Origin of the sequence: Arthrobacter globiformis NBRC 12137 (assembly GCF_000238915.1) — a bacterium.
Lineage (GTDB): Bacteria > Actinomycetota > Actinomycetes > Actinomycetales > Micrococcaceae > Arthrobacter > Arthrobacter globiformis.
In genome coordinates this window covers 1-22,564 of the sequence record NZ_BAEG01000008.1, presented here as the reverse complement: position 1 = coordinate 22,564, position 22,564 = coordinate 1, and the positions used below count along the sequence as shown (strand labels likewise).

Below are 22,564 nucleotides of genomic sequence, written 5' to 3'. Positions count from 1 at the left end.
GCGAGTGCCTTTTGAGGCTACCGTGAATTTGGACTCACATTATCAGTAGGCCGCCGGTTGGCGGCCTCCTGGAGGGATGTACCTTGATACTTGTCCACGTTAGGCACGCACCGCGGAGGTTTGATTTGAATTTCAACAGCACCGGACGGAACACGCTCTTCAACCTGGAATTGGATGCAGAAGGCCTGCTCCGGCTGACCTGGGCCAGGGACGCCAGCATCACTGAGGCGGACGCCGAGGCCGCCATGGCGCAGGTCAACGCGGTCTGCGGCGACAGCCGCCACCCCATGCTCGTGGACATGGCCACCACCGCCGATGTGAGCCGGGGAGCCCGTGCCGTGTTCGGCCGTCCCTGCCAGGCCTCACGGATTGCGCTGCTCGGTGTGTCGCCGGTGGACCGGGTGATTGCCAACTTCATCCTGGGCATCAACAAACTCCCGTGCCCCACCCGGTTCTTCACGAACAAGGCCGAGGCCGAGTCCTGGCTGAAGGTCCCGTAGCCTTCAGCGGCCTTTCCGGTTCAGGGAGCCTTCCTGTTCAGGCTTTACTGTTCAGCGGGCCTGGAGCACCGCGAAATAGCCCGGGATCTGTTCCGGCCGGTCTGGGGATTTAAGCGGGCGGGTTTCTAACGTGACCGGGCCGTCCTCCACCACATCCCAGCTCGCCTCGGGGAAAGCCCTCCTGCGCTGTGCGGTGCCGAAGCGGCCGGGCATGGGCAGTCCGCGGATGGCCTTCTCGAGTGGCCCGGGGATGGAGTGCAGGGTGGCTCCGAGATGGCTGACGTACTGGACCGGATTTCCGTGGAAGTCGGTCTCAGCGAGGAATACGCGGCCACGCTTGCCCACAAGCGGGTGCAGTTGCCCGGCCAGGGCCGCCTGGGCGGGTTTCTTCAGCACATGCAGGACGCCCCGGATGAAGATGTTGGCCTCACCGGTGAACCCGGCCGAGGCCAGGGCGGCCGTCACGGCACGGTTGCCCGCTGGTGCTGTCATGTCAACCGCGGCGTAGGAGACCCGCTCCAGCCCTTCGGATTCGGCGGCTGCCCGTGCGATGGCGTTGGCTGAGACATCCACCCCCAAAACATGCGGAAAGTAGGCGGCAAGTGCGCGGCTGAAGACGCCGTTGCCGCACCCGACATCGACGATGGGAAGGCTGGGGTCCAGCTGCCGCGTCAGATGCTCCAGATACGCCCGCAGCTCGTGGTCGCTGCCCGAATCCCACAGCACGTCGCCGCGGGCGCCGGTGGCCCCCACCCTGCCCCAGTACTGGTCCCAGGCGACGCCGGGGTCCTTGGGCGCGTTGGAGGCCAGCTTCACCAGTTTGGGGAGCAGCAGGTATTTCTTCAGCGCCGAGAGCATCCTTCAAATATATGTTGCCTGGGACACGTCGCCGTTCAGCCCGGTCCCCGCGTACCCATCGATTGCTCCGGAAGTGCCCTTCTGAGCCTTCAAAAGGGCACTTCCGGAGCAGCGGATGGCTAATTCACGGCTCCTGGGCCGGTGACGCAGCCGCTGCGGCACCGGGAGCCGTAGTTGCGGGGGCCGGTGCTGCGCCAGAGCTGGCCGGGGCGGGGACCGGCGTCGTTCCCGTTCCGGGCGTCGGGACCGCAGGCTCCGCCGTCGTTCCCGGCGACGGCACGCCCGGCGACTGGACGCCCGGCGACTGGACGCCCGGCGTCGGCTCACCCCGTACAGGCGCACCTGGCTCGGATCCCGAGCCCGGCCCAGCTCCGCCACTGGCCCCGGGCGATGGCGTGGAACCCGGTGACGGAGTGCTAGCGCCAGCCCGGGGCTTGGCGCTGGGATCGGTCCGAATGATTTCCGTGAGCTGATCCTTGTAGGCGCTCAACCGTCCCTGGATCTCGGACAGGGGGACGCCCTGCAACGTGCGTCCGAACTCGGCAATCTCCTGCCACAGCGCATTGAGCCGGGCTATGCCTTCGGCGCTGAGCGGCCCGTCAAGCGTGAGGACCAACTGGCTGGCCAGGGCGTACGTCAGGCACCGGACGCAGTTGTAGTTCGCGGCGGCGGAGAGGTTCTCGGGCACCACCACATCCGCCTGGCCCATGATGAGCACCACCTGGAACCCGACGGCCACCGCCGCGCAGTCCGCGCAGCTGGCGAAGGCGTAGGCCTCGTTGCGGGTGTCCACCGGTCCGTCCTCGGCCCACACCAGCGCGAACGCGACGTCGTAGGTGACGGAGCCATCCGTGGTGTTGACGGCAAGTGCCTGGTTGCCGTCCTCCTCAGGGGCCGGGGGCCTGTCGAAGGGGAAGACCCACGACGGCGGTACAGCCCCGCCGGGTGCCGTACCCGCGCCCTCGCCCGGTTGAGGCTTATCGGGCACCGACGCAGGTGCGGTGCCCTGGCTCGGCACGAGGACCATGCTGAGCTGCGGCTGCTCCCGGGTGGGCAGGGCAGTGCCGTCCGGCCACAGCGCCACCGTCTGCCCCGTCCGTCCTTCCTGCAGGGTTCCGTCCGGGGCAGCCAGGGCAGGATAGGCCGCGGCCGTGGCATCGAGGAGTGTCCCGCGTTCGTAGGGCTGCACCGGGCGGTAGTTGTCAGGCAGCGGCCACCAGGCCCAGGCCAGCCCGGCAACGGCGGCGCCAGCCGCTGCCATTGCGGTGGCGCGCTGCAGCGGCTTGCCCCGGGTCTTGGTCCAGAGCCCGGTGATGAGCTGCCGCGCCAGCCGGAGCAGCATGTACACCACGCCAACCACGGGAAGGGCGATGGCGGCAATCGCCAGGAGCCGCACGGCAGCGTCGGCAAAGTTCCCCTCCGCGAGGCTGCCGGACAGCAGGGTTTGCTGGTGCTGCAGGCTCGCCCACGCGGTGCCCAGGAGCCGTGGAAAGGAGACGACCATCAGCACCAGGCTGGCCAGCAGCAGGGGGACAGTGACCAGCACCCAGACCGTGATGACGGCGCGCGCCCACGGCTTGAGGGCCTGCGCCTCGGGTTCGGGTTTGCCCCACCGCCAGGGCAGGAGTCCGAGCAGAGTGGGACGGATCCGCTGGAACAGATCCGGCACGCCCGTGGCATCGGCAAGGATGTGGTAGCCGTCGAAGCGGACCAGGGGCAGCAACTGCCGCGCCATTTGCAGGATCTGCGTGAGCACCACCAGCAGCAGCGCATCGAAACCCGTGGCCAACCAGACGCCCATGGTGGCGACGGTAACCACGGCGTTGAAGTACAGCCCGCCGATATCCGTTCGAAGCCTGCCGCCGCGCCCCAGACGGTAGGAATCGGTGACGTCCGTATAGAAGGCGGGCCAGACGAGGTAGAGCCCGGCACCCATCGCGCCCGGAGTGGCGCCGCCGCGGCGTGCGGCCGCCGCGTGGCCGAATTCGTGGAAGCCGGCCGACAGCACCGTGACGGCGAAAATCAGCAGGAGCAGCCACGGATTCGCGAAGGCGTCGTGCGTGGCCGACGCCAGGCCCTTGACCATCAATACCCACCAGCACGAGACCAGGAATCCCGCGGCGACAACTGCCACGATCAGCGGATTGAACAGCACAGCGAACGGCGCCGTCAGCTTCCGGGTGCGCGCGGGGTCCGTGACGGTGTACCGGAACCGCATGCCGAGCAGCGGATCCGCCCTGCGGACCTCCGGCTGCGACCCGTCCGCCAGCCGCAGCAGGCCGAGCGGCAGCAGCTGGCCCTCGATCAGGGTCCTGACGTTGTCCGCAGTGATGAGCCGGCCGGACCGGGTGCTCGCCACCTCGGCGATCTCATCGACATCCCGCATACCGTCGATGGCCTCAAGGACCTGAAACAGCAGCTGTGTGAGCTGGAGGGTCTGGCCGTCGGCACGGCGGACCAGCGAGGGGGCCTCCCGGTAGCCGGATCCCTTGGCCCCGCCAATGAGCTGGACTCCCTCCGCCCGCACCGGCACCCCGACGCCGGGATTGGTGCCAGAACTCATCACGACGGCGGTCCGCCCGCCTTGGGCGGGGGACGCGCCCGCCGCCGTCGGGACTCCCGCCGGGGTTGCGAAAGACGCGCCCGGGCCGCCCGGGGCGGAAGCCGCCGTCGGGCCGGGCGATGGGATCATGCCTGTTGCGGGATGCGGATCGGGTGTTGACGAAGGGGAGACCGGCGGGCCGTCCATGCCGGACGGCCCGCTGTGTTTGGCGCTCATTCAGGAACTACTGCTGCAGATCGGACTGCTGATCTGCCGATGCGGTGGCCTCGCCGTCGATGTCTTGGGTGATGATGGCGTCCTGCTGGGCCACGGCGAAGGCGTCGCTGTCAATCGAGCCAATGTTGGCTGCAACTGCGGCGTCGATGGGCGCCGCAACGTTGGCGTTCGCAGCCACGGCGCCGTTGATCGGGGCGGCGATGTCGGCGTCGGCTGCGAGGTCCACATTGACGTTGAGGAGGTCACCGTCGAGGGCAGTGGACGGATCGACGGGGAGGGCGCCGACACCTGTCCCGTCCGGAATGGTCCCGTCGGGAAGCGTACCGTCGGGCGTCCCGCGATCAAGGACGCCGGGACCGGTGCTGGCCGGTGTGCCTCCGTCAATGACGTCGGTGCCGGTGCTGTCGGGGGCCCCGCCGTCAACAACGCCGGACCCCTGCGTAATGGTGCTGTCCTGTACGGAGTCTGCCGTAGCGTCGGCGGTGATTCCCTGGTCGATGATGACGCCCTGGTCAGCGAGGGCCTGCGACTCTGAACCGAAGGACAGGACGTTCGCCGAGGCCGCGGCGTCGATGGGGGCTGCGACGTTGGCGTTGGCCGCCACGGCGAGGTCGATCGGCGCAGCTGCGCTGATGCCCAGATCGAGATCGGCGTTGAGGTCGAGTACGGAAGCCACTTCCTTGTCCGGCAGTGCGATGCCCGCCTGCGCATTCAGTTCGTCGTCGGAAAGCGGGGTCAATCCTTGTTCATTGCTCACGCTATGCTCCAGTTCCGGCGTCGGATTCCCCACCCCCAGCGGACAGGTGCACCGAGCCCGTATGCCCGACAATAGTAAGCAGGATTACTATTTTTCGGAAATACCCGGCCCTGGATAGGCGGAATCCCTGCCGCCTTCCGCCGCGCAGGGAGTAGCCTCGGAGCGCCGTCGCCCCGCACCCGCAACGACTTGCCAAAAATGGCCGCCTGGCTAGGATTCGGGCGGCCATTCTTGGTAAAGCGGCGCCGCAGCGAGGGGCGCAGGCGGCCGTTTTTGGCTATACGGTGCACGTCGCAGGCGGGAGCACCAAAGAAACGGGTCGGAGGGCGTTACGTGCGCACGGAGCCTATTTGAGCCCGGCGCCTATTTGAGCCCGGCGCCGGGCAGCAGCTCCGTAGCCCCGAGCGAATCCGCGATGAAAGCGTAGTCCCAGGCCCGCTCGCGCCATTGCACATAGCGGCCGGAGGCACCGCCGTGGCCGCCATCCATCTCGATCTTCATGAGGATCGGCTCGCTGCCCGTGGTCTTGTTGCGGAGTTCCTGCACCCACTTGGCCGGCTCCACGTAGAGCACCCGGGTGTCGTTGAAGGACGTGACCGCGGCGATCTTGGGATAGGCCACCTCGCGGACGTTCTCGTACGGGGTATATGACTTCATGTACTCATACACCGCGGGATCAGTGATGGGGTTGCCCCATTCCTCCCACTCGAGAGCCGACAGCGGCAGTTCCGGGTCCAGGATGCTGGTGAGTGGATCCACGAACGGAACCTGCGCCACCACGGCTGCGTACTTCTCCGGGGCGAGGTTGGCCACCGCACCCATGAGCAGGCCGCCGGCCGACCCGCCCAGCGCGGCGATCCGGTCCGGCGCCACCCAGCCGGACTGCGCCAGCCAGTCTGTGGCCGCGATGAAGTCCGTGAAAGTGTTTTTCTTGCTGAGCTTCTTGCCGTCCTCATACCAGTGCCGGCCGAGTTCACCGCCGCCGCGGATGTGGGCAATGACGAACACAACCCCGCGGTCCAGCAGCGAGAGCCGGGCGATGCCGAAGCCCGGGTCCATGCTCAGCTCGTATGAACCGTAGCCATAAACCAGTCCGGCCGCCGTCGAGTCCTGCTTGACGGCCCTGTGCCGCAGCACCGAGAGGGGGACGCGGGTGCCGTCGGCAGCCTCGGCCCATTCGCGCGTGGCCACGTAATCCGAGCCATCGTAGCCGCCCAGCACAGGGCTTTCCTTGCGCAGCAGGAGTTCACCGGCCGGCTGCTCCGGGGTAGGCAGGACGAAGTCGTAAATGCGAGACGGCGTGAAGTAGGACGTGTAGCCCAGCCTGATCACGGGAGCCTCGTAGTCGGACCCGCCCACCCCCGCGGTATACAGTTCCTCGTCAAACGCGGGTTCCACCGGGGCCTGCTGGGCGGCAGTCCCCAGCCCGGCCAGCGACATCACCTGGACCCGCTCGATGGTGTCCTTCCGGATCGAGACCACGAGGTGGGTGGCGGTAACCCCCGCCCCGTTGACGCGGACGTCGTCGGAATGCTCGACGACGGTGGTCCAGGCCTGCTCGGCCAGCGGCTTGGAAAGCTCGGCAGGGTCCACCAGCGACACCATGGAGTTCACGGCGTTGCGGTTGTGGGTGATCAGGATGCGATCCGTTTCCTGCCCGTCCGGGCCCTCGAGCAGGAACGGCTCGGCTTCGTAAAGCACGCGTTCGTTGCGGGAAATGACGGTGGACAGGCCGGCGCCGGGGTCGTCAAAACGCAGCAGGCGCGTCTCGCTGTACTCGGAGCAGCCAATGCCGAGCACGAGGTGGCGCCGGTCTGAGGAGAGCTCAAAGCCCAGCCACATCGCGGCGTCGTCCTCCTGGTAAATCACCTCGTCGTCCGTGACGGGAGTGCCGAGGACGTGGGATTTGACCTGGTACGGCCGCCACGAGTCATCCACCACGGTGTAAAAGATGCGGGTGCCGTCCGGGGAGAAGGACACACCGTAGAAGACGTTCTCGATGACGTCCGGCAGCAGTTCCCCGGTCCGCAGGTCCTTGATCCGCAGGGTGAACCGCTCGTCGCCAGCGTTGTCCACGGCGTAGGCGTAAAGGTTTCCGTCGATGGTCACAGCCGTGCCGCCCACGGAGAAGAACGGCTTGCCTTCGGCTTCGACGTTGCCGTCCAGCAGGACTTCCTCGCCGGGGATTTCGACGCCGGCCTCCACCGCCGGGGGAGTCCAGTCCGCCACCGGGTTGCCCGTGTTCTGGGCGCGGACGCGGCACTGGATGCCGTACTCCTTGCCCTCGATGGACCGGCTGAAGTACCACCAGCCGTCCTTGCGGTTCGGAACGGACAGGTCTGTCTCCTTGGTGCGGCCCTTGATCTCCTGGAAGATGGCCTCGCGCAGCGGTTCCTGGTGCGCCGTGATGGCCTCCTGGTAGGCGTTCTCCGCCTTCAGGTGCGCCACGACCTCCTCGGACTCCTTGTCCCGCAGCCACTCGTAGTGGTCCACGAAAGTATCCCCGTGGTGCGTGCGCTCGGCGGGCACCCTCTTGGCGACGGGCGGCCGGGATGTGCCAACGTCGGAGGAGCTTGCGGGTTGCTGCAGCGGAGTGTGGGTCATTCCCTCAATATATAGAGCTGCCCTGACATTTGGGCGGCCGTTCGCTACCGGGGGAGAGGCTGGCTCATGGCACTTCCGCACGCCGGCCGGGGCCCTGTCCCCGCTCCGGCGCCGGGCGTATCCTGAACTCGCGTCAGCAATAAGGAACCCACACGAGCCTTCGAGGGGGAAAGCATGACCATCCCGCCAGTACACGAACCAGAGCCGTTCCCGCCGGAGCCAGGACCCGATCCGATGCGGCCGGACCCGTCCCGTCCCGCACCGCCCAACCCTATCCCTGCGCCCGAGCCGCCCGGCCCGCTTCCGGTGCCGGACCCCGGCCCTGCGCCGCTGCGTCCGGACCCGACCCGCAGCTGAGCGGCCCACGCGGGCGACCGCCGTCGTCGAACACTCAGGACACGCAACTGGTCCGGGGACGCTGGAATCCACGCGTCCCCGGACCATTTGCGTGTCCTGGGACCGTTGCCGTGTCCTCCACCAGCCCAACCAGCGCGGAAAGTCCCATTTCTGCAACATTTGGAATTTTCCTGTTACCTGAGTCACATGCAGGCTAGGGTTATATCCGGTCGCAGCGTCGCGGCCGCGCATGAGGGGAGAAGTTTTGAACCAGAAGCTCAAGGTACTGGTCCGCGTGGACCTCGACTGCGGTGAGGCCCAGGTCGCCGCCCAGGGACATGTAACCGCCCAAAGCATCCAAGCTCTTTACGTCGTTATGAAGCGCGCCAACCACCTCCGTGAGGGCTTGCGGCTCGTCGTTGATGTCAGCCACGCCCGTGTCGAACCCGTCGCGCTTGAACAGCTGCGGGAATGCTCCAAAACGCACCACCTGCCACGCTCCATCGATCCGCAGCAGTCCGAATGCGACGTCCGCGTCCTGGCCCCGGCCGACCGCGGAATGGGCGCCGGAGCCAGCCGCTACGCGGTCGCAGCGGCTGCATGAGTCGGCCGCTGGTTAGCAGTTAGAAACTGAAATACGCACTGAGGCCCCGGACGTCCAATGGAGTCCGGGGCCTCAGTGTGTTCCGGAGGGGCCTCCGGGTGACCGGGTGTCAGAAAAGCCCGTGCTAGCGGTCGGGGTGCGGATCCCGCACGTCGCGCTCGCCGATGTCCGCCGCGCCCAGAACGTCGGCGACCGGCGTGTGCACGGGGTCATGTTCGCGGACGCGCAACTCAGGATGGTGCAGGTCCAGGGCCGGCCGTTCGGAGCGGATGCGCGGCAGCGAGGTGAAGTTGTGCCGCGGCGGCGGGCAGGACGTGGCCCATTCCAACGAAGCGCCAAAGCCCCACGGATCGTCGACTTCCACCTTTTCCTTGCTGCGGGCTGTGATGAAGACGTTCCAGAAGAACGGAATCAGTGAGGCGCCCAGCAGGAAGGAGCCAAAAGTGGAGAACTGGTTCATGGCCGCGAAGTTGTCCTGCGGCATGTAGTCAGCGTACCGGCGGGGCATGCCTTCAACGCCGAGCCAGTGCTGGATCAGGAAGGTGGCATGGAAGCCCACGAGCAGCATCCAGAAGTGGATCTTGCCGAGGCGCTCGTTGAGCATCTTTCCCGTCCACTTCGGCCACCAGAAGTAGAAGCCGGCGAACATCGCGAACACCACGGTGCCGAACACCACGTAGTGGAAGTGGGCCACCACGAAGTAGGAGTCGGAGACGTGGAAGTCCAGCGGCGGGGAGGCCAGGATGATGCCGGTCAGGCCGCCGAAGAGGAACGTGATGAGGAAGCCGATGCTCCACAGCATGGGGGTTTCGAATGTCAGCGAGCCGCCCCACATGGTGCCGATCCAGTTGAAGAACTTCACACCGGTGGGGACCGCGATGAACATGGTCATGAGCGCAAAGAACGGCAGCAGTACGGAACCGGTGACGTACATGTGGTGCGCCCAGACCGTGGCTGAAAGGGCGGCGATGGCGATGGTCGCGTAGACCAGGCCCTTGTAGCCGAAGATCGGCTTGCGGCTGAAGACCGGGAAGATCTCGGAGACGATGCCGAAGAACGGCAGCGCGATGATGTACACCTCGGGGTGGCCGAAGAACCAGAACAGGTGCTGGAACAGGAGGGCTCCGCCGTTTTCGGGGTCATAAATGTGGGCGCCGAAGCGGCGGTCCGCGCCGACGGCGAACAGGGCTGCGGCCAGCGGTGGGAAGGCCATCAGCACCAGGACCGAGGTGATGAGGGTGTTCCAGGTGAAGATCGGCATGCGCCACATGGTCATGCCGGGGGCGCGCATGCAGATGATCGTGGTGATGAAGTTGACCGCGCCCAGGATGGTGCCGAAGCCGGATAATGCCAGGCCGAAGACCCACAGGTCACCGCCGATGCCTGGTGTAAATGTGGTGTTGTTGAGGGGCGCGTATACCGTCCATCCGAAGGAAGCGGATCCCTGCGGGGTAATGAAGCCGGAAACGGCGATGGTGGAGCCGAACAGGAAGAACCAGTAGGCCAGCGCGTTCAGTCGGGGGAACGCAACGTCCGGTGCACCGATCTGCAGGGGCATGATCACGTTGGTGAACCCGGCGAACAAGGGGGTTGCGAACATCAGCAGCATCACCGTGCCGTGCATGGTGAACATTTGGTTGTATTGCTCTTTTGTCACCAGGACCTGCATGCCCGGTTCGAAGAGCTCGGCGCGGATGAGCAGGGCCATTACGCCGCCCAGGCAGAAGAACACGAAGGAGGTAATCAGGTACAGATACCCGATGGTCTTGTGGTCGGTTGTGGTGATCCACCGGACCACCATGTTGCCCTTACGGCGGGGCACCACCGTCGGAATCTCGGTGGCGGTGGTGCTTGTAGGTTGCTGATATGCGGTCATCGTCTGCCACTCCCCGGCATCGCGCTTCGACGCCCCGTTTGGGGCGAGGGTGCCGGCCGGACCGTGAGCGGTTCACAGAACCGACGGCATCAGGATAGCGCCTGCAGCACCCCCGCAAAAGGTTTAGTGGTTAGTAGCCCGTGGCGGGTCCGTGCACCCTCCTGGTGTCGCGGGACAGCAGCAGGGCCAGCCCGATCATGCCAACACCCAGCAGGAAGTGCAGCCAGTTGTCAGCCGTGTTGATGGGTACGAAGTTCGCCGCGGTCTCGTGGGGAATCAAAAGGCCATACAGCCAGAGCACCAGGTAGATGACGCCGCCATACAGCAGATAGCTCCTTGCCTGTCCCGGCGTCCGTCCCATGAGCAGGCCGGCCACACCGAAGAGGAGATGGACGATGTTGTGCAGGATCGATACCTGGAAGACGCCCAGAAGCAGGGCGTCGGAGGCGGGACCGGCCATTCCCAGTGCCGCGTAGTTCGTGGTGATACCGGGGATGAACCCTAGGATGCCGACGAGCACGAATACTGCTCCGACAACCTGTGCCGCCCGTTGCAGCCGGGACCTTGCACCGGCCGCGCTGTCCATGGTGGTCATGGCGACTACTCCTTCAAATGGAATTGGGTGAAACGTGAATTGACTGCTTTATGTGGCGAAGCCCGTTTCTGACGGCGCTTAAACCACGGTTTTGTTTCCGCGGCGGCGTCGCCAGATAAAAACGACGAGGAGGGTGATGATCAATACCGCCGCGATAACATACGGGGCGTATTCGAGGCGGTTGGTTTCCGACTCTTCCGGTTCTCCGGTGCCTGGGTTGGCTGGAGGCTCGGACGGGGTTGCAGACGGGGAAGACGTTCCGGTCGGCGCCGGTGTTCCGGCCGCATCGGACGTACCCGCCTGAACCTGCACAGATCTGCCCGCCGGGGCGGCGGACAGTGCCGCGGAACCCGGGGCGGAGGTTGCATAAGACGGCGCGGCGAGAGACAGCCCGGCACTGGCAAGGGCAAGGATGGCGGTGATAGTAGCGAGCAGTCTGCGCATAAGCTCTCCTGCGGTTGTCCGATGCTGGCATAAATATAGTAAGCATGATTAGTATCTCAAGATAAGAACCATTTGTAACCAGTGCTGCCGCTAATAACTTGCCCGCCGGGTTAGAACCGGCGGAAGGTTATCTGTACAAAACTCCGGGGCCTCGTTCAGGTCCACAGTCCTCGTTCAGTCCGGCACTGGTTTAGTCCGGCACTTCCATTTGGAACCCGCAGGCGCACCGCAGCAGCCGGGTGGGCAGGTGCACGTCATGGATGGTGCGGCGACGGCCGAGCTCGGTGCCGTAGATGCTGCTGGTTCCCGAGCTGACCGAGGCCATCGGCGTTCCGCAGTGGAAGTATTCGCCGCCGAACTGCAGCACACCCATCACCTGGCCATGCCGGTTCAGTACGCCTGCCACGTCGTGGACTCCGGCCGGGTGGGCGTAGAACTGGTCGCATTCAACGCAGGTGTACGAGACGTCCACCATGCCGTCCCGAGGGGGATGCAGGGCCTCGATCGATTCGACGATCAGGTGTTCATCCGTCTGGCACTGGGAACACCACAAGGGGTCGCCGGAGGGGCGCTGCGCTTCGCCGGGAAGATGGGCGTTGGAGATGGTCGTCATTGACGTGCTCCTGGATAGGGGGCATCGGCGCCCTGCTGCTTGAGCTCAGTCCCACGCTTAAAATACTCCCGGGCCGCCGCGCCGGGCAATAGTACCCCGAGCTGGCCGGGACGCCGCCGGAACAGCCGGCCGCCCGCCGTCGTAAACGCTGGATTCCCTGCCCTGGCGGCCCGAAAAGCGGGAGGAAAAAACGGTGCCGGAGCCCTTGTGGCCGGCCCGGGCCGGTGCTATAAAACATCTACAGCCAGCCGACGTGGCTGGCGGTGAACGGGAGGACCTGGGGCAATTTGGCTGCCAGAGGGGCGGTTAGCCCGGGAGCACGCCACCGCGCTAAATAGCGCACGGCAGCAGCATCCGGATCCTCTCGCGGACGGTCTCCGGCTCAACGAGCGGAGGCCGTCCCTTCGTATGCGCCCATTTGTCCGGGGCGGTAGCCGGGTCCACATATGGACCGGCCCTGCAGTCAATGCGGACTGCTGACAGCCGGGCACCAATTAGTTACGCTTGTCACACAGGTCTCCTTGTTGTACGCGGGGTTTAACGCCCCGCGTGCGTCCGTATTGCGGACACCGTGTGGCAGGAGCGCCAGGTGAATAGGAGCAGAGGCCAAGTCAGGGCGGGCGTTCTGGCGGCGGTGTTCTTGGCAGCGGCCTTTATGGTGTCCTGCACGCCGGGCAATGGTCAGCCACCCACGCCCGCCCCGGACGTCGACCACCACAACATCACCGTCTGGACTACCGAGACGCTTCCGGACCGCATTGCCAAGCTGCACGTCGTCATCGGGGATTTCACCGCTGCCACCGGAGTGAAGGCTGACCTCGTGACCGTTCCTTCGCACCGCTTCAACCAGGTCCTGACGTCGTCCGCCGCCTCCGGTGACCTTCCGGACGTGATGGCTTCGCTGTCGCTGGGGCAGGTCCGGACCATGGCAGCCGCCGGCCACGTCGACTTCAAGACCAACGAAGCCATTGTGCAAAGCCTCGGGGAGCAAACGTGGGCCGCCCGGGCGCTGGAACTGACGCGCGACAATGGCCAGCAGCTGGCCGTTCCGGGCGCCGCCTGGCATCAGCTGATCTACTACCGCAAGGACCTCTTCGCCCAGGCCGGGTTGAGGGCACCCCGGACGTACGCGGACATTGTTGCCGCGGCCAGGAAGCTGGATTCCCCGGAGCTGGCCGGCATTGTCGCGGCCAACAAGACTGGCCAGGCCTTCACGCAGCAGTCGTTTGAACACGTTGCGGTGGGCAATGGCTGCGAGATGGTGGATGCCAAGGCAGGCATTACGTTCGACAGTCCACAGTGCGTGGCGGCGCTCGGATTCTACGGCGACCTGCTCAAGAACTATTCCGTGCCCGGCATACAAGACATTGATACAGTGCGGTCCGCCTACTTCGCCGGCAAGGCCGCCATGGCCATCTGGCCGACGAACATGCTGGACGAGCTGGCCGGCACGAGGACTGATGCGCGGCCCAGCTGCCCCGAATGCGCCAAGGACCCGCTCTTCCTGGCGCGGAACACCGGAGTGGTCGCCAGCCTCCAAGGGCCGGACGGGCAACAGCCGGCGCACTTCGGCGAAGTGATCTCCTGGACCGTGACGGCTGATTCCGACGCCGAACCCGCCCGCCGCTTCGTGGAGTACTTCCTGACCGACGGCTACGCCGACTGGCTCGCGATTGCCCCGGAGGAACGTGTTCCTGTGCGTTCGGGCAGCACCGCGAACCCGTCCGAGTATGCAGATGCCTGGATGTCCACCCCCGTGGCAGCGGGCAGGACGGAGCGGTTCGGCAGCGTTTATGCCAAGGACGTTCTCTCCACCCTGCTGCAGGGGTCCAACGACCTGAAACACTGGGGCATTGTCCAGGGCCACGGCGATCTGGCCAGCGCTGCGATGGCCGAATTGCCCATCGCCAAGGCCGTCAGCGACGTTGCAGCGGGCCGGGCCCAGCCGCAGGCCGCAGCCACTAAGGCTGCCGCTTCGCTCCGGTCCATCCTGAAGTCGCTGAAGTGAGCCGCTGGCTAGCGAAAACCGGGACCGCCTCCAGCCAGCTCGCCTACGTGGCCAGTTCCATCATGAGGGGCGGCAGTTCGTCGGCCAGTTCCCGCGCCAGGTAGCCGAGGCTGCCCACCCGGCTGGCGAGCCTGTCGCCGGCTGCGGCGTGCAGGTGAGTGCCCCAGCAGGCGGCCTGGGCGTCGCTGGTGCCTCGGGCCCGAAGCCCTGCGATGGCGCCGGCAAGAATGTCGCCGCTGCCGGAAGTTCCCAGCCCGCCGTAGCCGGTGGTGACTTCCCAGTGGTCTCCGGTCGCCGGGAAATCAGCGGCGGACGAGCCGCCGGCGGACGAGCCGCCGTCGGGGTTGCCGCCGTCGGGGTTGCCGACGGCGGGTGGCCCGTCGGGGTTGCCGACGGCGGGTGGCCCGGCAATCATGCCCTGGCAGCTCACCACCGCGCGGTACTTCCCGGCGAGTTCGACGACGTCGGCCGCCAGGTCGCGCGTGTCCCGGCCCAGCAGGATCGCGGCCTCGGTGGGGTTTGGCGTGAGAATCAGCCGGCCCGCCCACGGGTCCAGCTCATCGGCCAGCCGGGGGAGGGCGCCCAGGGCGTAGGCATCGAGCACCACCGTCGGGCCGGCATTCTGTCCCGGGCCCTTGGCGGAGTCATGCCGCAGCAGCCCGCGGAGCAGGGCCTCGGTCTGCCCGATGTCGTCCAGCCCGGGGCCGATCAGCACGGCGTCTGCGGCATCGAAGTCCCCGAGCAGGTTTTCGAGCCCGGTATCGCCGACGGAACCGCCTGCGGATTGAGGCAGGCCGATCACTCCCGCCTCCGGCAGCGTCACGGCCAGCTGGACGGCCACCGACTCCGCCACAGCCAGGGTTACCCGGCCAGCTCCGGCACGAAGTGCTGCCGTACCGGCGAGCAACGCGGCTCCCGGAGTGCGCCGGCCGCCGCCGACGACCAGCACCGCGCCGCGGGAGTACTTGTCGGACCCCGCGGAGGGCAGCGGCCAGCTGCGCAGGAGCGTTGGCGTGATCAGGGACGCGGCAGTGTTAGCGGGCTCAGCGCGGGTGGACATCGGCGTCCCCGGCGTGTTCGGTCACTTCGACGCCCTGCTCCATAAGGTGGTCTGCCACGTTGAAGCTCTCCAGCGTCCACGGGCCAACACCCTCCGGCCGCACGTAGCGGGTCATTGAGGCGTTCAGGACCGGAGTGCTGGCTGCCACGTCCAGGAGCTCCCGTTCGGACATACCCTCAAGGATGTAACGGAACAGCATGACGACGGCGTCGTGGCACACCAGCATCACGCGGTGGCCGCTGCCCAGCGCGTTCAGTTCCCCGATCACGGAACGGAGCCGCAGCGCCACGTCCGCCCACGATTCCCCGCCCGGCGGACGGTAATAGAACTTGCCCAGCCACCGCCGTCGTTCTGCCTCCTGGGGAAGCCGGGTTTCCACCCCAAAAGCGGTCAGCATGTCCAGGATGCCCAGCTCCCGGTCGCGGAGACGCTCGTCCGAGCGGACGGGGACGGGCCAGCCGGCCGTTTCCACGGCGATCTCTGCCGTCTGGTAGGCGCGCATGTATGGGGAGGAGATGACGACGTCGGGCTGCCGGCTCTCGGGAACAGCCGCCAGCGCGCGGCCCAGTGCCGTCACCTGCTCCCGCCCGGTGGAGGAAAGCTCGACGTCGGCATCACGGGCTGGGACCGCGATCACCTCGGCACCGGAAACCGTGGCATCGGTGGCCGCCACGTTGCCCTGGCTCTCGCCGTGCCGGATCAGGATGAGTTCCACGGCGCCGGCTGTCCATGCAGCGGGCACCGGGGCATCCTTGTGCGTTCCCTCAGCGGAGGTTCCGTTTTGTCCCACGATTGCACTCCCGTTCAGCCTAGGCCTGCGAATTTTCCACGTTACTAGTGCCGTACCCGCAATGTCAGCAGAGTAATCACCCGCGGCCCCACCACACGCTCTCTCACCTTTCGTCGCCTTTTTGGGGACGCTCCCTCACGTTTCGTCGCCTTTTTGGGGACGCTCCCTCACGTTTGGTCGCCTTTTTGGGGACGCTCCCTCACGTTTGGTCGCCTTTTTTGGGACGCTCCCGCAATTCCCGCAGGAGGAGGTGCGGAAGCGTTGGCCCCGAACCGACAGGAGGTGCGGAAGCGTTGGCCCCGAACCGACAGGAGGTGAGGGAGCGTCCGGTTGTAAGCCGACAGGAGGTGCGAGAGCGTCAGGGGATTCGTTTGCCGCCCGAGCGTTTGAGGAAGAATGCCAGCAGGGCCGCCAGCAGGAGGACGGGCGCCACCCACAGCAGGAAGGCTACCGCCCTGATGGTTGCGCCCGCGATGACAAACAGCACTGCAACAACTGCGATGATCCAGATCAGCTGTTTCACTGGGTACCCCTCACGCATTCACTCATCACGCTGGTTACTAAAAGATAAGGGTCACTTCCCCAGCGTCGCGGCGTACTGCCCCAGCCGGTCCTTCCCCAGGGCCGCGCCCACAGCGGCGGTGGCGCCGTAGTCCGGCAGGATGATCGACTGTCCGTCGGTACTGGTCCCAAATCCCGCCGTCGGAAGTGTGAAGAACACCGCGTCCTGCATCCGGACATTCCGCAGGCTGTACACCAGGCTGGCCAGCGCGGTCGCGTTCAGTCCCTTGTCCACGGTGATGTACTTCGCCGCCGTGTTGACCAGCTTGTACAGCGTCACCGGGTTGGTCAGGGTGCGAGCGGATAGCAGCTTGGCCAGGGTGGAGCGCAGGAACAGCTGCTGGTTCGCGACCCGGCGGTAGTCGCCGTCAACAAACGCGTAGCGCTCGCGGACGAACTCGAGGGCGCGCTGGCCCTTAAGCCGGTTCACACCTGCCGGAAAATGCTGCCGGGTGTCGTGGGTGGACGTGAAGGCCTCCGGATTGTTGACGTCCACGCCGCCGAGCGCCTCGGTGATGCCCCTGAAACCTTCGAAGTCGATCATGACGGCGTGCTGGATCTTCTGCCCGAACAGGGACTCCACGGTCTTCACGGCAAGCGGCATACCGCCCTGCTCAAGCGAGGCGTTGATCTTGGCTTCGCCGTACCCGGGGATCGGAACCCAGAGGTCGCGCATGAGCGAGATGCCGTAGGCGTGCTTCCCGTCGGCCGCAAGATGCACCAGCATGAGGACGTCCGCGCGCTGGTTCGGCAGGCCGTTCGGCGCCGGCGCGTCGCCCTTGCGGTGGTCGCTGCCGATCAGCAGGATGTTCATGGGCAGCGGAGGCGGCGGGGGCGGCTTCACCGGTTTGGGGGCCGGCTTCTTGGTGGGCGAGGGCTTGGTGGTTGCGGTCTGTGTGGGGCTCTCTGGGGCCGCGCTGATCTCCGTCTTGGCGGTCTGGGTATTCCAGATCTGCGCCAGGTTGAATAGGAAGCCGCCGGCCACCAGGGCAATCCCGAGCAGCCCTACCAGGACTGCGTTGCGTATGGTCCGCTTGGGTTTGGCGCCGCCATTGGCGCCTGGAGCGGGGTCGCCGTTGCCCCCGGCTCCCGGACTGTTCCGGGATTTCATGATCGGACGGTACCACCAAAAGCCGCCCGAGAGAACGACGGCGGCCCGCCGGTTTAAGAGGGGGCGTTCAGCCGGGCGAAACGAAGGACCGAGATGATCGCCGGGGCCAGTTCGTCTTCCATTTGCCGGTAGTAATCGGCGCTGCGGCGGTAGGGGTCAACGACGTCGTTGTCCGCCGCATCGGGGGCCAGCGCGAGGTGCCGGACGGATGCGGCCCGGGCGGGAAGCTTGCGCCAGAGCTTGGTGTTGGCCGCGAGCCGTTCACCGTTGAGGCCCGCGCCCTGAGGGGCCTGCCCTTCACGCTCCTCCAGAACATCGAGCATCCTGGCGAACTCGCGGATGGTGAAGGTGCGCTTCAGCAGGGAGGCATCCAGCTGTAGCACCTCGCCTCGGTGCCCGGACGTCATGGTGAGGACCAGGTCCACGTTCCGCAAGATCTTGGCCGACAGCTGGCGCGCCGCGAAGCCCTCCGCGGTGCCGCCGAAGGTGCGGATGATGTCCGCGGAGAGCGGCTGTACGGGATCGCCCACCAGGGCACGGGTTCCGGCGCTGCGCACCTCGAAGCCACCGGGAAGCACCTGGTCAAGGCCCGCCTGGAGCAGTCGTTCCGCCACCGGGGAACGGCAGATGTTGCCCGTGCAGACGGTCAGGATTCGGACTGGTGCAGGCGATTCCACGTATTGGCTCTCTCAGGCTGGTGTGCAGGACAGGTCTGTCCCACCGATTCAACTTAACATGTGAGCCGCCCTGCTTTCCGGATGAGCGTGGTGCGCCCTCCCAAACAACTCCCAGCTTTTCTTCATGCTGCTGCCGGGCCGTTGGTGCCAGCATGGAGCGGGGACCGCGAAACGGCGTTGCGCCAGAAGGCAGGATCCAATGAGAGCTGATCCGATGCACAGGTGGGACCGGCCGGCCGGCCGGAAGCTGCTCCCGGCCGCGCTGGCGGTGGCCCTTACGGGGCTTGCTGCGTGCGGAACCGGACCGCCGCCGTCGCCCTCGCCCTTGCCCACAGGGGCGACAAAGCCGGGGCATGTGTTCGTGATCAACCTGGAAAACAAGTCCTTCCGGGACGTCTGGAACGACCAGTCGGACGCAGGGTACCTGTCCCGGACCCTGCGTCCCCAGGGCGTGCTGCTGAGCCGGTACTACGCGATCGGGCATGCTTCCCTTCCCAACTACATCGCCCAGATCTCGGGGCAGGGGCCAAACCCCGCCACCGAAGGCGACTGCCCGGTCTACGAGGCGTTCAACGAAAGCGGCACAACGCCGCCGGGCCAGGCGCAGGGCAGCGGCTGCGTGTACCCGGCGTCTGTACCGACGGTTGCCGGCCAGCTGAGCGCGGCCGGGAAAACCTGGAAGGGGTACATGGAGGACATGGGCGCCCCGTGCCTCCATCCGGAGCCAGGCGCCCGGGATTCGAACCATGCAGCGCAGGAAGGCGAGCAGTACGCCACCCGGCACAACCCGTTCGTGTACTTCGCCGGGATCACGTCGTCGCCCGAGTGCCAGGCCAACGACGTCGACTTCTCCCACCTCGACGCCGATCTCAAGACCGTGGCAACCACACCGAACCTGTCCTACATCAGCCCGAACCTGTGCAACGACGGGCACGACAGCCCGTGCGTCGACGGGCGGGAAGGTGGTCTGGTCTCGGCCGATGTATGGCTCCGCAAGCATGTTCCGGAGATTCTGGCATCCCCGGCGTACATGCAGGACGGGATGCTGGTCATCACCTTCGACGAGGCGGAGGGAAAGGAAAGCGCGGACGCCGTACTGCCCGGGGGAGCGGCGGGCGGTCTGATCGGGACGCTGGTGCTGTCACCGCTGGCCAGGGCAGGCACCACCTCGGACCGTTCATACAACCACTACAGCCTGCTGGCCAGCATCGAGGACGCGTTCGGCCTGCCCTACCTCGGGTACGCCGCCGCCCCCGGATTGAACCGCTTCGGGTCGGATGTTTTCAGCCGCTGAACCAGCAGGGATGTCAGCAGCGCCGCGGCAACGTGCGCGTACAGCAGCACGTGCAGCGGCTGGGTTGGCACACCGGCCAGCAGCAGACCGGGGCCGGCGAACTGAACGGCGGCCGCATGTCCGTGACCGTCGAGGGTGGTGGACAGCGGACTGGAGAAGAGCGCGAAAGCCCAGTGAATGGTTTGTTGTCCCGCCCCAGCCAGCACAAGCAACGCCCAGTTTGGAACACCAATCCGGGTGACCGCCGCACCGGCCAGGCTCAGCAGCGCGGCGGCGGCGACGACGATCGGCACCGCAGGCACGGGATGCCCGGACACGGCGTGGATGACCAGGCCCAGGGCAACACTGACGGACCCGAAGAGCCAGCCGGCAACCGCGAACTGCGAGCGACCTCCACGTTGCGCCATGCGCCCATCCTCCATCAGGTTGCCCGCCGGTGCCAGTGCGTCCTAGTAGGCTGGAAATGAGAGTCACCCCGATCTGCCGTAAGGACAGCGTGGAATGGCAGCACTCATGAATGAGCCAGCGAAGAAGGCCGGGCTCCCGAACCGGGAGGACGAATTCGTTCCGCAACGGATTGCCGGCCCGGTGGTGGCCGGCGTCGTGCCCGGGCAACCGCCCGCCGTCGTGCACAGCGCCGCCCGACTGGCCTACTCCCTGAACGTCAAGCTCATCTGCGCCTATGTGGACATCACCTCGTACCTCAGCAACGAGCGGGACGACCAGGACCTGCTCCAGTCGACGGGGGAGGACGGAACCGTTGACGACGTCGAGCAGACCAGTGCCCATCTCAGGGAGCATTTGCAGGCTGTCCTCGGCAAAGCCGGGATCCGGTGGTCGCTTCTGACCCTCGTCGGGGAGCCCGCGCGGGCCCTGGCCCGGCTGGCCGATTCGGCAGATGCCTCGGTCATTGTGGTGGGCACGCGTGAAGGCAGGGTGGGCGCCCGGCTGGAGCAGTTGCTGCTTGGCTCGGTGGCCGTCCATCTCACGCACCGGCAGGCCCGGCCGGTGGTTGTTGTTCCGCTCGCCCCGCAGAGACGGCACCGCCCAAAGGAAGACGGCTGACACTATTCCGACGCGACTGACGGTCCAAACCACGGACACCATCCACCCACACAAGATGAATGCGAGGGACTTCATATGGCCGACCTGATCGATTTTTTGGAAGCGCGGATCGCCGAGGACGAGGCGGATGCCCGGAAGGGCCTGGAATTGGAAGGATCGGCGGGACCCGTCGTCGGCTGGTTCAATCCCGGACGAGTGCTTTCAGAATGTGCAGCCAAACGGAAGATCCTGGGCAATGTCCCTTTGGTCACCGATGTTCCCACCGCTATCGGCTCGACGAGCGAGTACGTCCTGATGTCCCTCGCCGCCGTCTACAAGGACCATCCGGATTACGAGGAAGGCTGGGCTGTCGACGGGCTGTGATGCTCGACGGCGGATCCCGGTACCTGTGGGCCGGCGGCTCCGCCGCCCGGCGCTAGCCCGTGGTGCCCGTGTCGTCGTGCGCCGAGCCCACGGGCTTGGACTCCGGTGAGCCGCGCTGGCGCAGGTAGATCGACAGGACAACCATGGAACCGACGGCAAGGAATTCGGACTGCCAGTTCTGCAGGGTGCGGTTCCAGAACTCCGGCGAGACGATGTACTCCGCCCAGCTGACGGGCTGCTGGAAGTTCTGGATCTGCTCCTGGTTGTAGTTGCTGTTCCCGGCGATTGACTGCACCAGCCACGACAGAAGAAATATCAGCCCCATCGTCAGTCCCAGCGAGTTCGAGAACAGGGTGCGCCGCCAGCCGGAGACACGGGCCCACTTCGGGGACCTGGCATTGCTGTACTCGCCCACCAGCTGGTCCTTGTCCGACTCCGGTCCGGTCTCGTTGAACTGCTTGGACTCGGGGGACCCCTTCTGGACCAGCCAGATTGTGGCGAAAATGTACAGCAGGAACTGCAGGTACTCGGACTGCCAGTTTTCGGAGACGTCGACTGCGAAGTTCGACGACGTCAGGTACTGTCCGAGGCTGATTTCCTCCAGTCCGGAGGCCACCTGCTCCTCATTGAAGAGGGCATGGCCTGTCAGCGCCTGGCCAAGGAGTGCCAGCAGGAATATGGTGCCGAAGAAGAGGCTGAGGCCGTTGTTTCTGAGTGCTTTTTTCACGGTCCGCCTATCCCCGGACAAGCCCGACGACGGCCATGTAGGCCAGTCCGCCGAAGATCAGGATGAGGTACAGGGCAAAGCTCCAGCGCATGCTATTTGCCTCCTACTTCGCACGTGTACGGCGCTTCTTCGCCGTTGGGGGTGCAGCCTGCGCCTGTAATTCTCCAGCCGGCATTGGAGGCGGCCAGGAAGACAGTGTCGTGCTCGAATTCGACGAAGGCGTCACGGCCGAACTGCTCGGTGCTCAGCAGCCTCCCTGCGTCCGGCATTTTCGCCTTCTCCAGCTGGCTCTCGCAGGTGCCGGCATCACTGGTACGCGCCGTCTCCTCCCGCGTTTTGGACTGGAGCAGCGAGCACGCCGCCGTCATGTCGGAGCCGGCCACGTCCCGTTGGAACGCTTCGGCTGCTTCTGCGGCCCCCGTCCCGTCAGCGGCGCACCCCGACAGTACGCTTCCCGAGAGCGCCAGCAGGGAGAGGAGGCCAAGCCGCAGACTCCCGACGCCCCTAGGCGTCTTCACGTTCCGGGTTTTCTGGCCGAATGAAGATGTTGCTCGCTGCAATTCCTCCTCCTCGTGCAGGGACGGCACCAATTACTAAGGTTGCTTATTGTGTAGCCTGTGCCCGCGGCGCCGTCAAGGTGGCACGCCTGCAGGGCGCTCGCCCAGGGCCGCACACTGTGCAGGACCTGACACTGTGCAGGATCAGTCCGTGCCGGAATTGCCCAGTTCGTAGATTGCATGGTCAAGCAGGTCCCGCTGGATGGGGCGGAGCATGTATGAGCCGTGGAGGTAGGCGTCAATTTCCATTGCCCCGGCCTGCATGGCTTCCCTTCGTTCAGTTGGAACCGTTCCAGGAGGGCCCCTTACACGCCGGACCGCTACATCCGTATCTCACGGGTGTAGCGGTCCGGTGATGTCGCAGGGCCAGGCTCAGGCCCGGTCA

At 66.1% G+C, this 22,564-nt stretch carries 21 protein-coding genes; 6 read left to right on the top strand and 15 right to left on the bottom strand.

What is annotated here, in order from left to right; genetic code table 11:
* Positions 1 to 125: 125 nt before the first annotated feature.
* Complete coding sequence (locus ARGLB_RS00395; RefSeq protein WP_003797636.1) at positions 126 to 500, top strand: DUF7793 family protein; 375 nt, start codon at positions 126 to 128, stop codon at positions 498 to 500.
* Positions 501 to 551: 51 nt separating this feature from the next.
* Here ARGLB_RS00395 and ARGLB_RS00390 read toward each other — a convergent pair whose 3' ends face one another.
* The 4 genes from ARGLB_RS00390 to ARGLB_RS00375 form a co-directional block, all read right to left on the bottom strand.
* Entirely contained in the window at positions 552 to 1,358 is an 807-nt protein-coding gene (locus tag ARGLB_RS00390) for a methyltransferase domain-containing protein (RefSeq protein ID WP_003797634.1), read from the bottom strand.
* Between the two features lie 124 nt (positions 1,359 to 1,482).
* On the bottom strand, positions 1,483 to 4,137 hold the full coding sequence (locus ARGLB_RS00385) for a hypothetical protein (protein ID WP_003797632.1): 2,655 nt from the start codon (positions 4,135 to 4,137) through the stop codon (positions 1,483 to 1,485).
* A gap of 7 nt (positions 4,138 to 4,144) precedes the next feature.
* The gene (locus ARGLB_RS00380) at positions 4,145 to 4,894 is read right to left on the bottom strand and encodes a peptidoglycan-binding protein (protein WP_139023206.1); all 750 of its coding nucleotides are present in this window, start codon (positions 4,892 to 4,894) and stop codon (positions 4,145 to 4,147) included.
* Positions 4,895 to 5,257: 363 nt separating this feature from the next.
* Entirely contained in the window at positions 5,258 to 7,498 is a 2,241-nt protein-coding gene (locus tag ARGLB_RS00375; protein ID WP_003797628.1) for a S9 family peptidase, read from the bottom strand.
* Positions 7,499 to 8,099: 601 nt separating this feature from the next.
* Here ARGLB_RS00375 and ARGLB_RS00370 point away from each other — a divergent pair.
* Positions 8,100 to 8,438, top strand: coding sequence for a hypothetical protein (locus tag ARGLB_RS00370; protein ID WP_043417552.1), 339 nt, complete (start codon positions 8,100 to 8,102; stop codon positions 8,436 to 8,438).
* Between the two features lie 124 nt (positions 8,439 to 8,562).
* On the opposite strand, the gene ctaD is transcribed toward ARGLB_RS00370, so the two are convergent.
* The 3 genes from ctaD to ARGLB_RS00350 all read right to left on the bottom strand — a co-directional run bounded on the left by ctaD (position 8,563) and on the right by ARGLB_RS00350 (position 11,966).
* Positions 8,563 to 10,314: an aa3-type cytochrome oxidase subunit I gene (ctaD, locus tag ARGLB_RS00365; protein WP_003797624.1), complete on the bottom strand. Its 1,752-nt coding sequence runs from the start codon at positions 10,312 to 10,314 to the stop codon at positions 8,563 to 8,565.
* 130 nt (positions 10,315 to 10,444) lie between these two features.
* Positions 10,445 to 10,909: a DUF4383 domain-containing protein gene (locus ARGLB_RS00360; RefSeq protein ID WP_003797621.1), complete on the bottom strand. Its 465-nt coding sequence runs from the start codon at positions 10,907 to 10,909 to the stop codon at positions 10,445 to 10,447.
* 634 nt (positions 10,910 to 11,543) lie between these two features.
* Positions 11,544 to 11,966 (bottom strand): hypothetical protein, encoded by a 423-nt coding sequence (locus tag ARGLB_RS00350; RefSeq protein WP_003797617.1) that lies wholly within the window; start codon positions 11,964 to 11,966, stop codon positions 11,544 to 11,546.
* A gap of 589 nt (positions 11,967 to 12,555) precedes the next feature.
* Between ARGLB_RS00350 and ARGLB_RS00345 the strand changes: the two genes are divergently transcribed.
* Complete coding sequence (locus ARGLB_RS00345; RefSeq protein ID WP_139023205.1) at positions 12,556 to 13,974, top strand: ABC transporter substrate-binding protein; 1,419 nt, start codon at positions 12,556 to 12,558, stop codon at positions 13,972 to 13,974.
* Positions 13,975 to 14,017: 43 nt separating this feature from the next.
* Here the strand turns inward: ARGLB_RS00345 and ARGLB_RS00340 are convergent, their stop codons facing one another.
* The 5 genes from ARGLB_RS00340 to ARGLB_RS00325 form a co-directional block, all read right to left on the bottom strand.
* Positions 14,018 to 15,034, bottom strand: a complete 1,017-nt coding sequence (locus ARGLB_RS00340) for an ADP-dependent NAD(P)H-hydrate dehydratase (protein WP_003797613.1) — start codon at positions 15,032 to 15,034, stop codon at positions 14,018 to 14,020.
* Positions 15,018 to 15,776, bottom strand: coding sequence for a histidine phosphatase family protein (locus ARGLB_RS00335; protein ID WP_003797610.1), 759 nt, complete (start codon positions 15,774 to 15,776; stop codon positions 15,018 to 15,020). The genes ARGLB_RS00340 and ARGLB_RS00335 overlap by 17 nt, the downstream gene beginning before the upstream one ends.
* Before the next feature lie 406 nt (positions 15,777 to 16,182).
* Positions 16,183 to 16,347, bottom strand: coding sequence for a hypothetical protein (locus ARGLB_RS23450; protein ID WP_175304927.1), 165 nt, complete (start codon positions 16,345 to 16,347; stop codon positions 16,183 to 16,185).
* 51 nt (positions 16,348 to 16,398) lie between these two features.
* Positions 16,399 to 17,496 carry an LCP family protein gene (locus ARGLB_RS00330; protein WP_003797606.1) on the bottom strand — a complete coding sequence of 366 codons (1,098 nt, stop codon included), beginning with the start codon at positions 17,494 to 17,496 and terminating at the stop codon, positions 16,399 to 16,401.
* A gap of 53 nt (positions 17,497 to 17,549) precedes the next feature.
* The gene (locus ARGLB_RS00325) at positions 17,550 to 18,173 is read right to left on the bottom strand and encodes an arsenate reductase/protein-tyrosine-phosphatase family protein (RefSeq protein ID WP_003797604.1); all 624 of its coding nucleotides are present in this window, start codon (positions 18,171 to 18,173) and stop codon (positions 17,550 to 17,552) included.
* 199 nt (positions 18,174 to 18,372) lie between these two features.
* Here ARGLB_RS00325 and ARGLB_RS00320 point away from each other — a divergent pair, with 199 nt between their 5' ends.
* Positions 18,373 to 19,467: an alkaline phosphatase family protein gene (locus tag ARGLB_RS00320; protein ID WP_245531439.1), complete on the top strand. Its 1,095-nt coding sequence runs from the start codon at positions 18,373 to 18,375 to the stop codon at positions 19,465 to 19,467.
* On the opposite strand, the gene ARGLB_RS22315 is transcribed toward ARGLB_RS00320, so the two are convergent.
* Complete coding sequence (locus ARGLB_RS22315; protein ID WP_003797600.1) at positions 19,404 to 19,874, bottom strand: hypothetical protein; 471 nt, start codon at positions 19,872 to 19,874, stop codon at positions 19,404 to 19,406. The two genes, ARGLB_RS00320 and ARGLB_RS22315, sit on opposite strands and share 64 nt — an antisense overlap.
* A 94-nt stretch (positions 19,875 to 19,968) precedes the next feature.
* Between ARGLB_RS22315 and ARGLB_RS00310 the strand changes: the two genes are divergently transcribed.
* Entirely contained in the window at positions 19,969 to 20,532 is a 564-nt protein-coding gene (locus tag ARGLB_RS00310; RefSeq protein ID WP_003797598.1) for a universal stress protein, read from the top strand.
* A gap of 75 nt (positions 20,533 to 20,607) precedes the next feature.
* Positions 20,608 to 20,895 (top strand): DUF6221 family protein, encoded by a 288-nt coding sequence (locus ARGLB_RS00305; protein WP_003797596.1) that lies wholly within the window; start codon positions 20,608 to 20,610, stop codon positions 20,893 to 20,895.
* Positions 20,896 to 20,947: 52 nt separating this feature from the next.
* On the opposite strand, the gene ARGLB_RS00300 is transcribed toward ARGLB_RS00305, so the two are convergent.
* Entirely contained in the window at positions 20,948 to 21,622 is a 675-nt protein-coding gene (locus ARGLB_RS00300; RefSeq protein WP_003797594.1) for a DUF6766 family protein, read from the bottom strand.
* A gap of 92 nt (positions 21,623 to 21,714) precedes the next feature.
* Positions 21,715 to 22,140: a hypothetical protein gene (locus tag ARGLB_RS00295; RefSeq protein WP_050934202.1), complete on the bottom strand. Its 426-nt coding sequence runs from the start codon at positions 22,138 to 22,140 to the stop codon at positions 21,715 to 21,717.
* Positions 22,141 to 22,564 lie beyond the last annotated feature (424 nt).

Bases quoted from the DNA above. Each gene is read 5' to 3' on its own strand.
- ARGLB_RS00305 (WP_003797596.1), top strand. From the start codon at position 20,608: ATGGCCGACCTGATCGATTTTTTGGAAGCGCGGATCGCCGAGGACGAG.
- ARGLB_RS00340 (WP_003797613.1), bottom strand. From the start codon at position 15,034: ATGTCCACCCGCGCTGAGCCCGCTAACACTGCCGCGTCCCTGATCACG.
- ARGLB_RS00360 (WP_003797621.1), bottom strand. From the start codon at position 10,909: ATGACCACCATGGACAGCGCGGCCGGTGCAAGGTCCCGGCTGCAACGG.
- ARGLB_RS00330 (WP_003797606.1), bottom strand. From the start codon at position 17,496: ATGAAATCCCGGAACAGTCCGGGAGCCGGGGGCAACGGCGACCCCGCT.
- ARGLB_RS00390 (WP_003797634.1), bottom strand. From the start codon at position 1,358: ATGCTCTCGGCGCTGAAGAAATACCTGCTGCTCCCCAAACTGGTGAAG.
- ARGLB_RS00385 (WP_003797632.1), bottom strand. From the start codon at position 4,137: ATGAGCGCCAAACACAGCGGGCCGTCCGGCATGGACGGCCCGCCGGTC.
- ARGLB_RS00375 (WP_003797628.1), bottom strand. From the start codon at position 7,498: ATGACCCACACTCCGCTGCAGCAACCCGCAAGCTCCTCCGACGTTGGC.
- ARGLB_RS00320 (WP_245531439.1), top strand. From the start codon at position 18,373: ATGAGAGCTGATCCGATGCACAGGTGGGACCGGCCGGCCGGCCGGAAG.
- ctaD (WP_003797624.1), bottom strand. From the start codon at position 10,314: ATGACCGCATATCAGCAACCTACAAGCACCACCGCCACCGAGATTCCG.
- ARGLB_RS22315 (WP_003797600.1), bottom strand. From the start codon at position 19,874: ATGGCGCAACGTGGAGGTCGCTCGCAGTTCGCGGTTGCCGGCTGGCTC.
- ARGLB_RS00310 (WP_003797598.1), top strand. From the start codon at position 19,969: ATGGCAGCACTCATGAATGAGCCAGCGAAGAAGGCCGGGCTCCCGAAC.
- ARGLB_RS00350 (WP_003797617.1), bottom strand. From the start codon at position 11,966: ATGACGACCATCTCCAACGCCCATCTTCCCGGCGAAGCGCAGCGCCCC.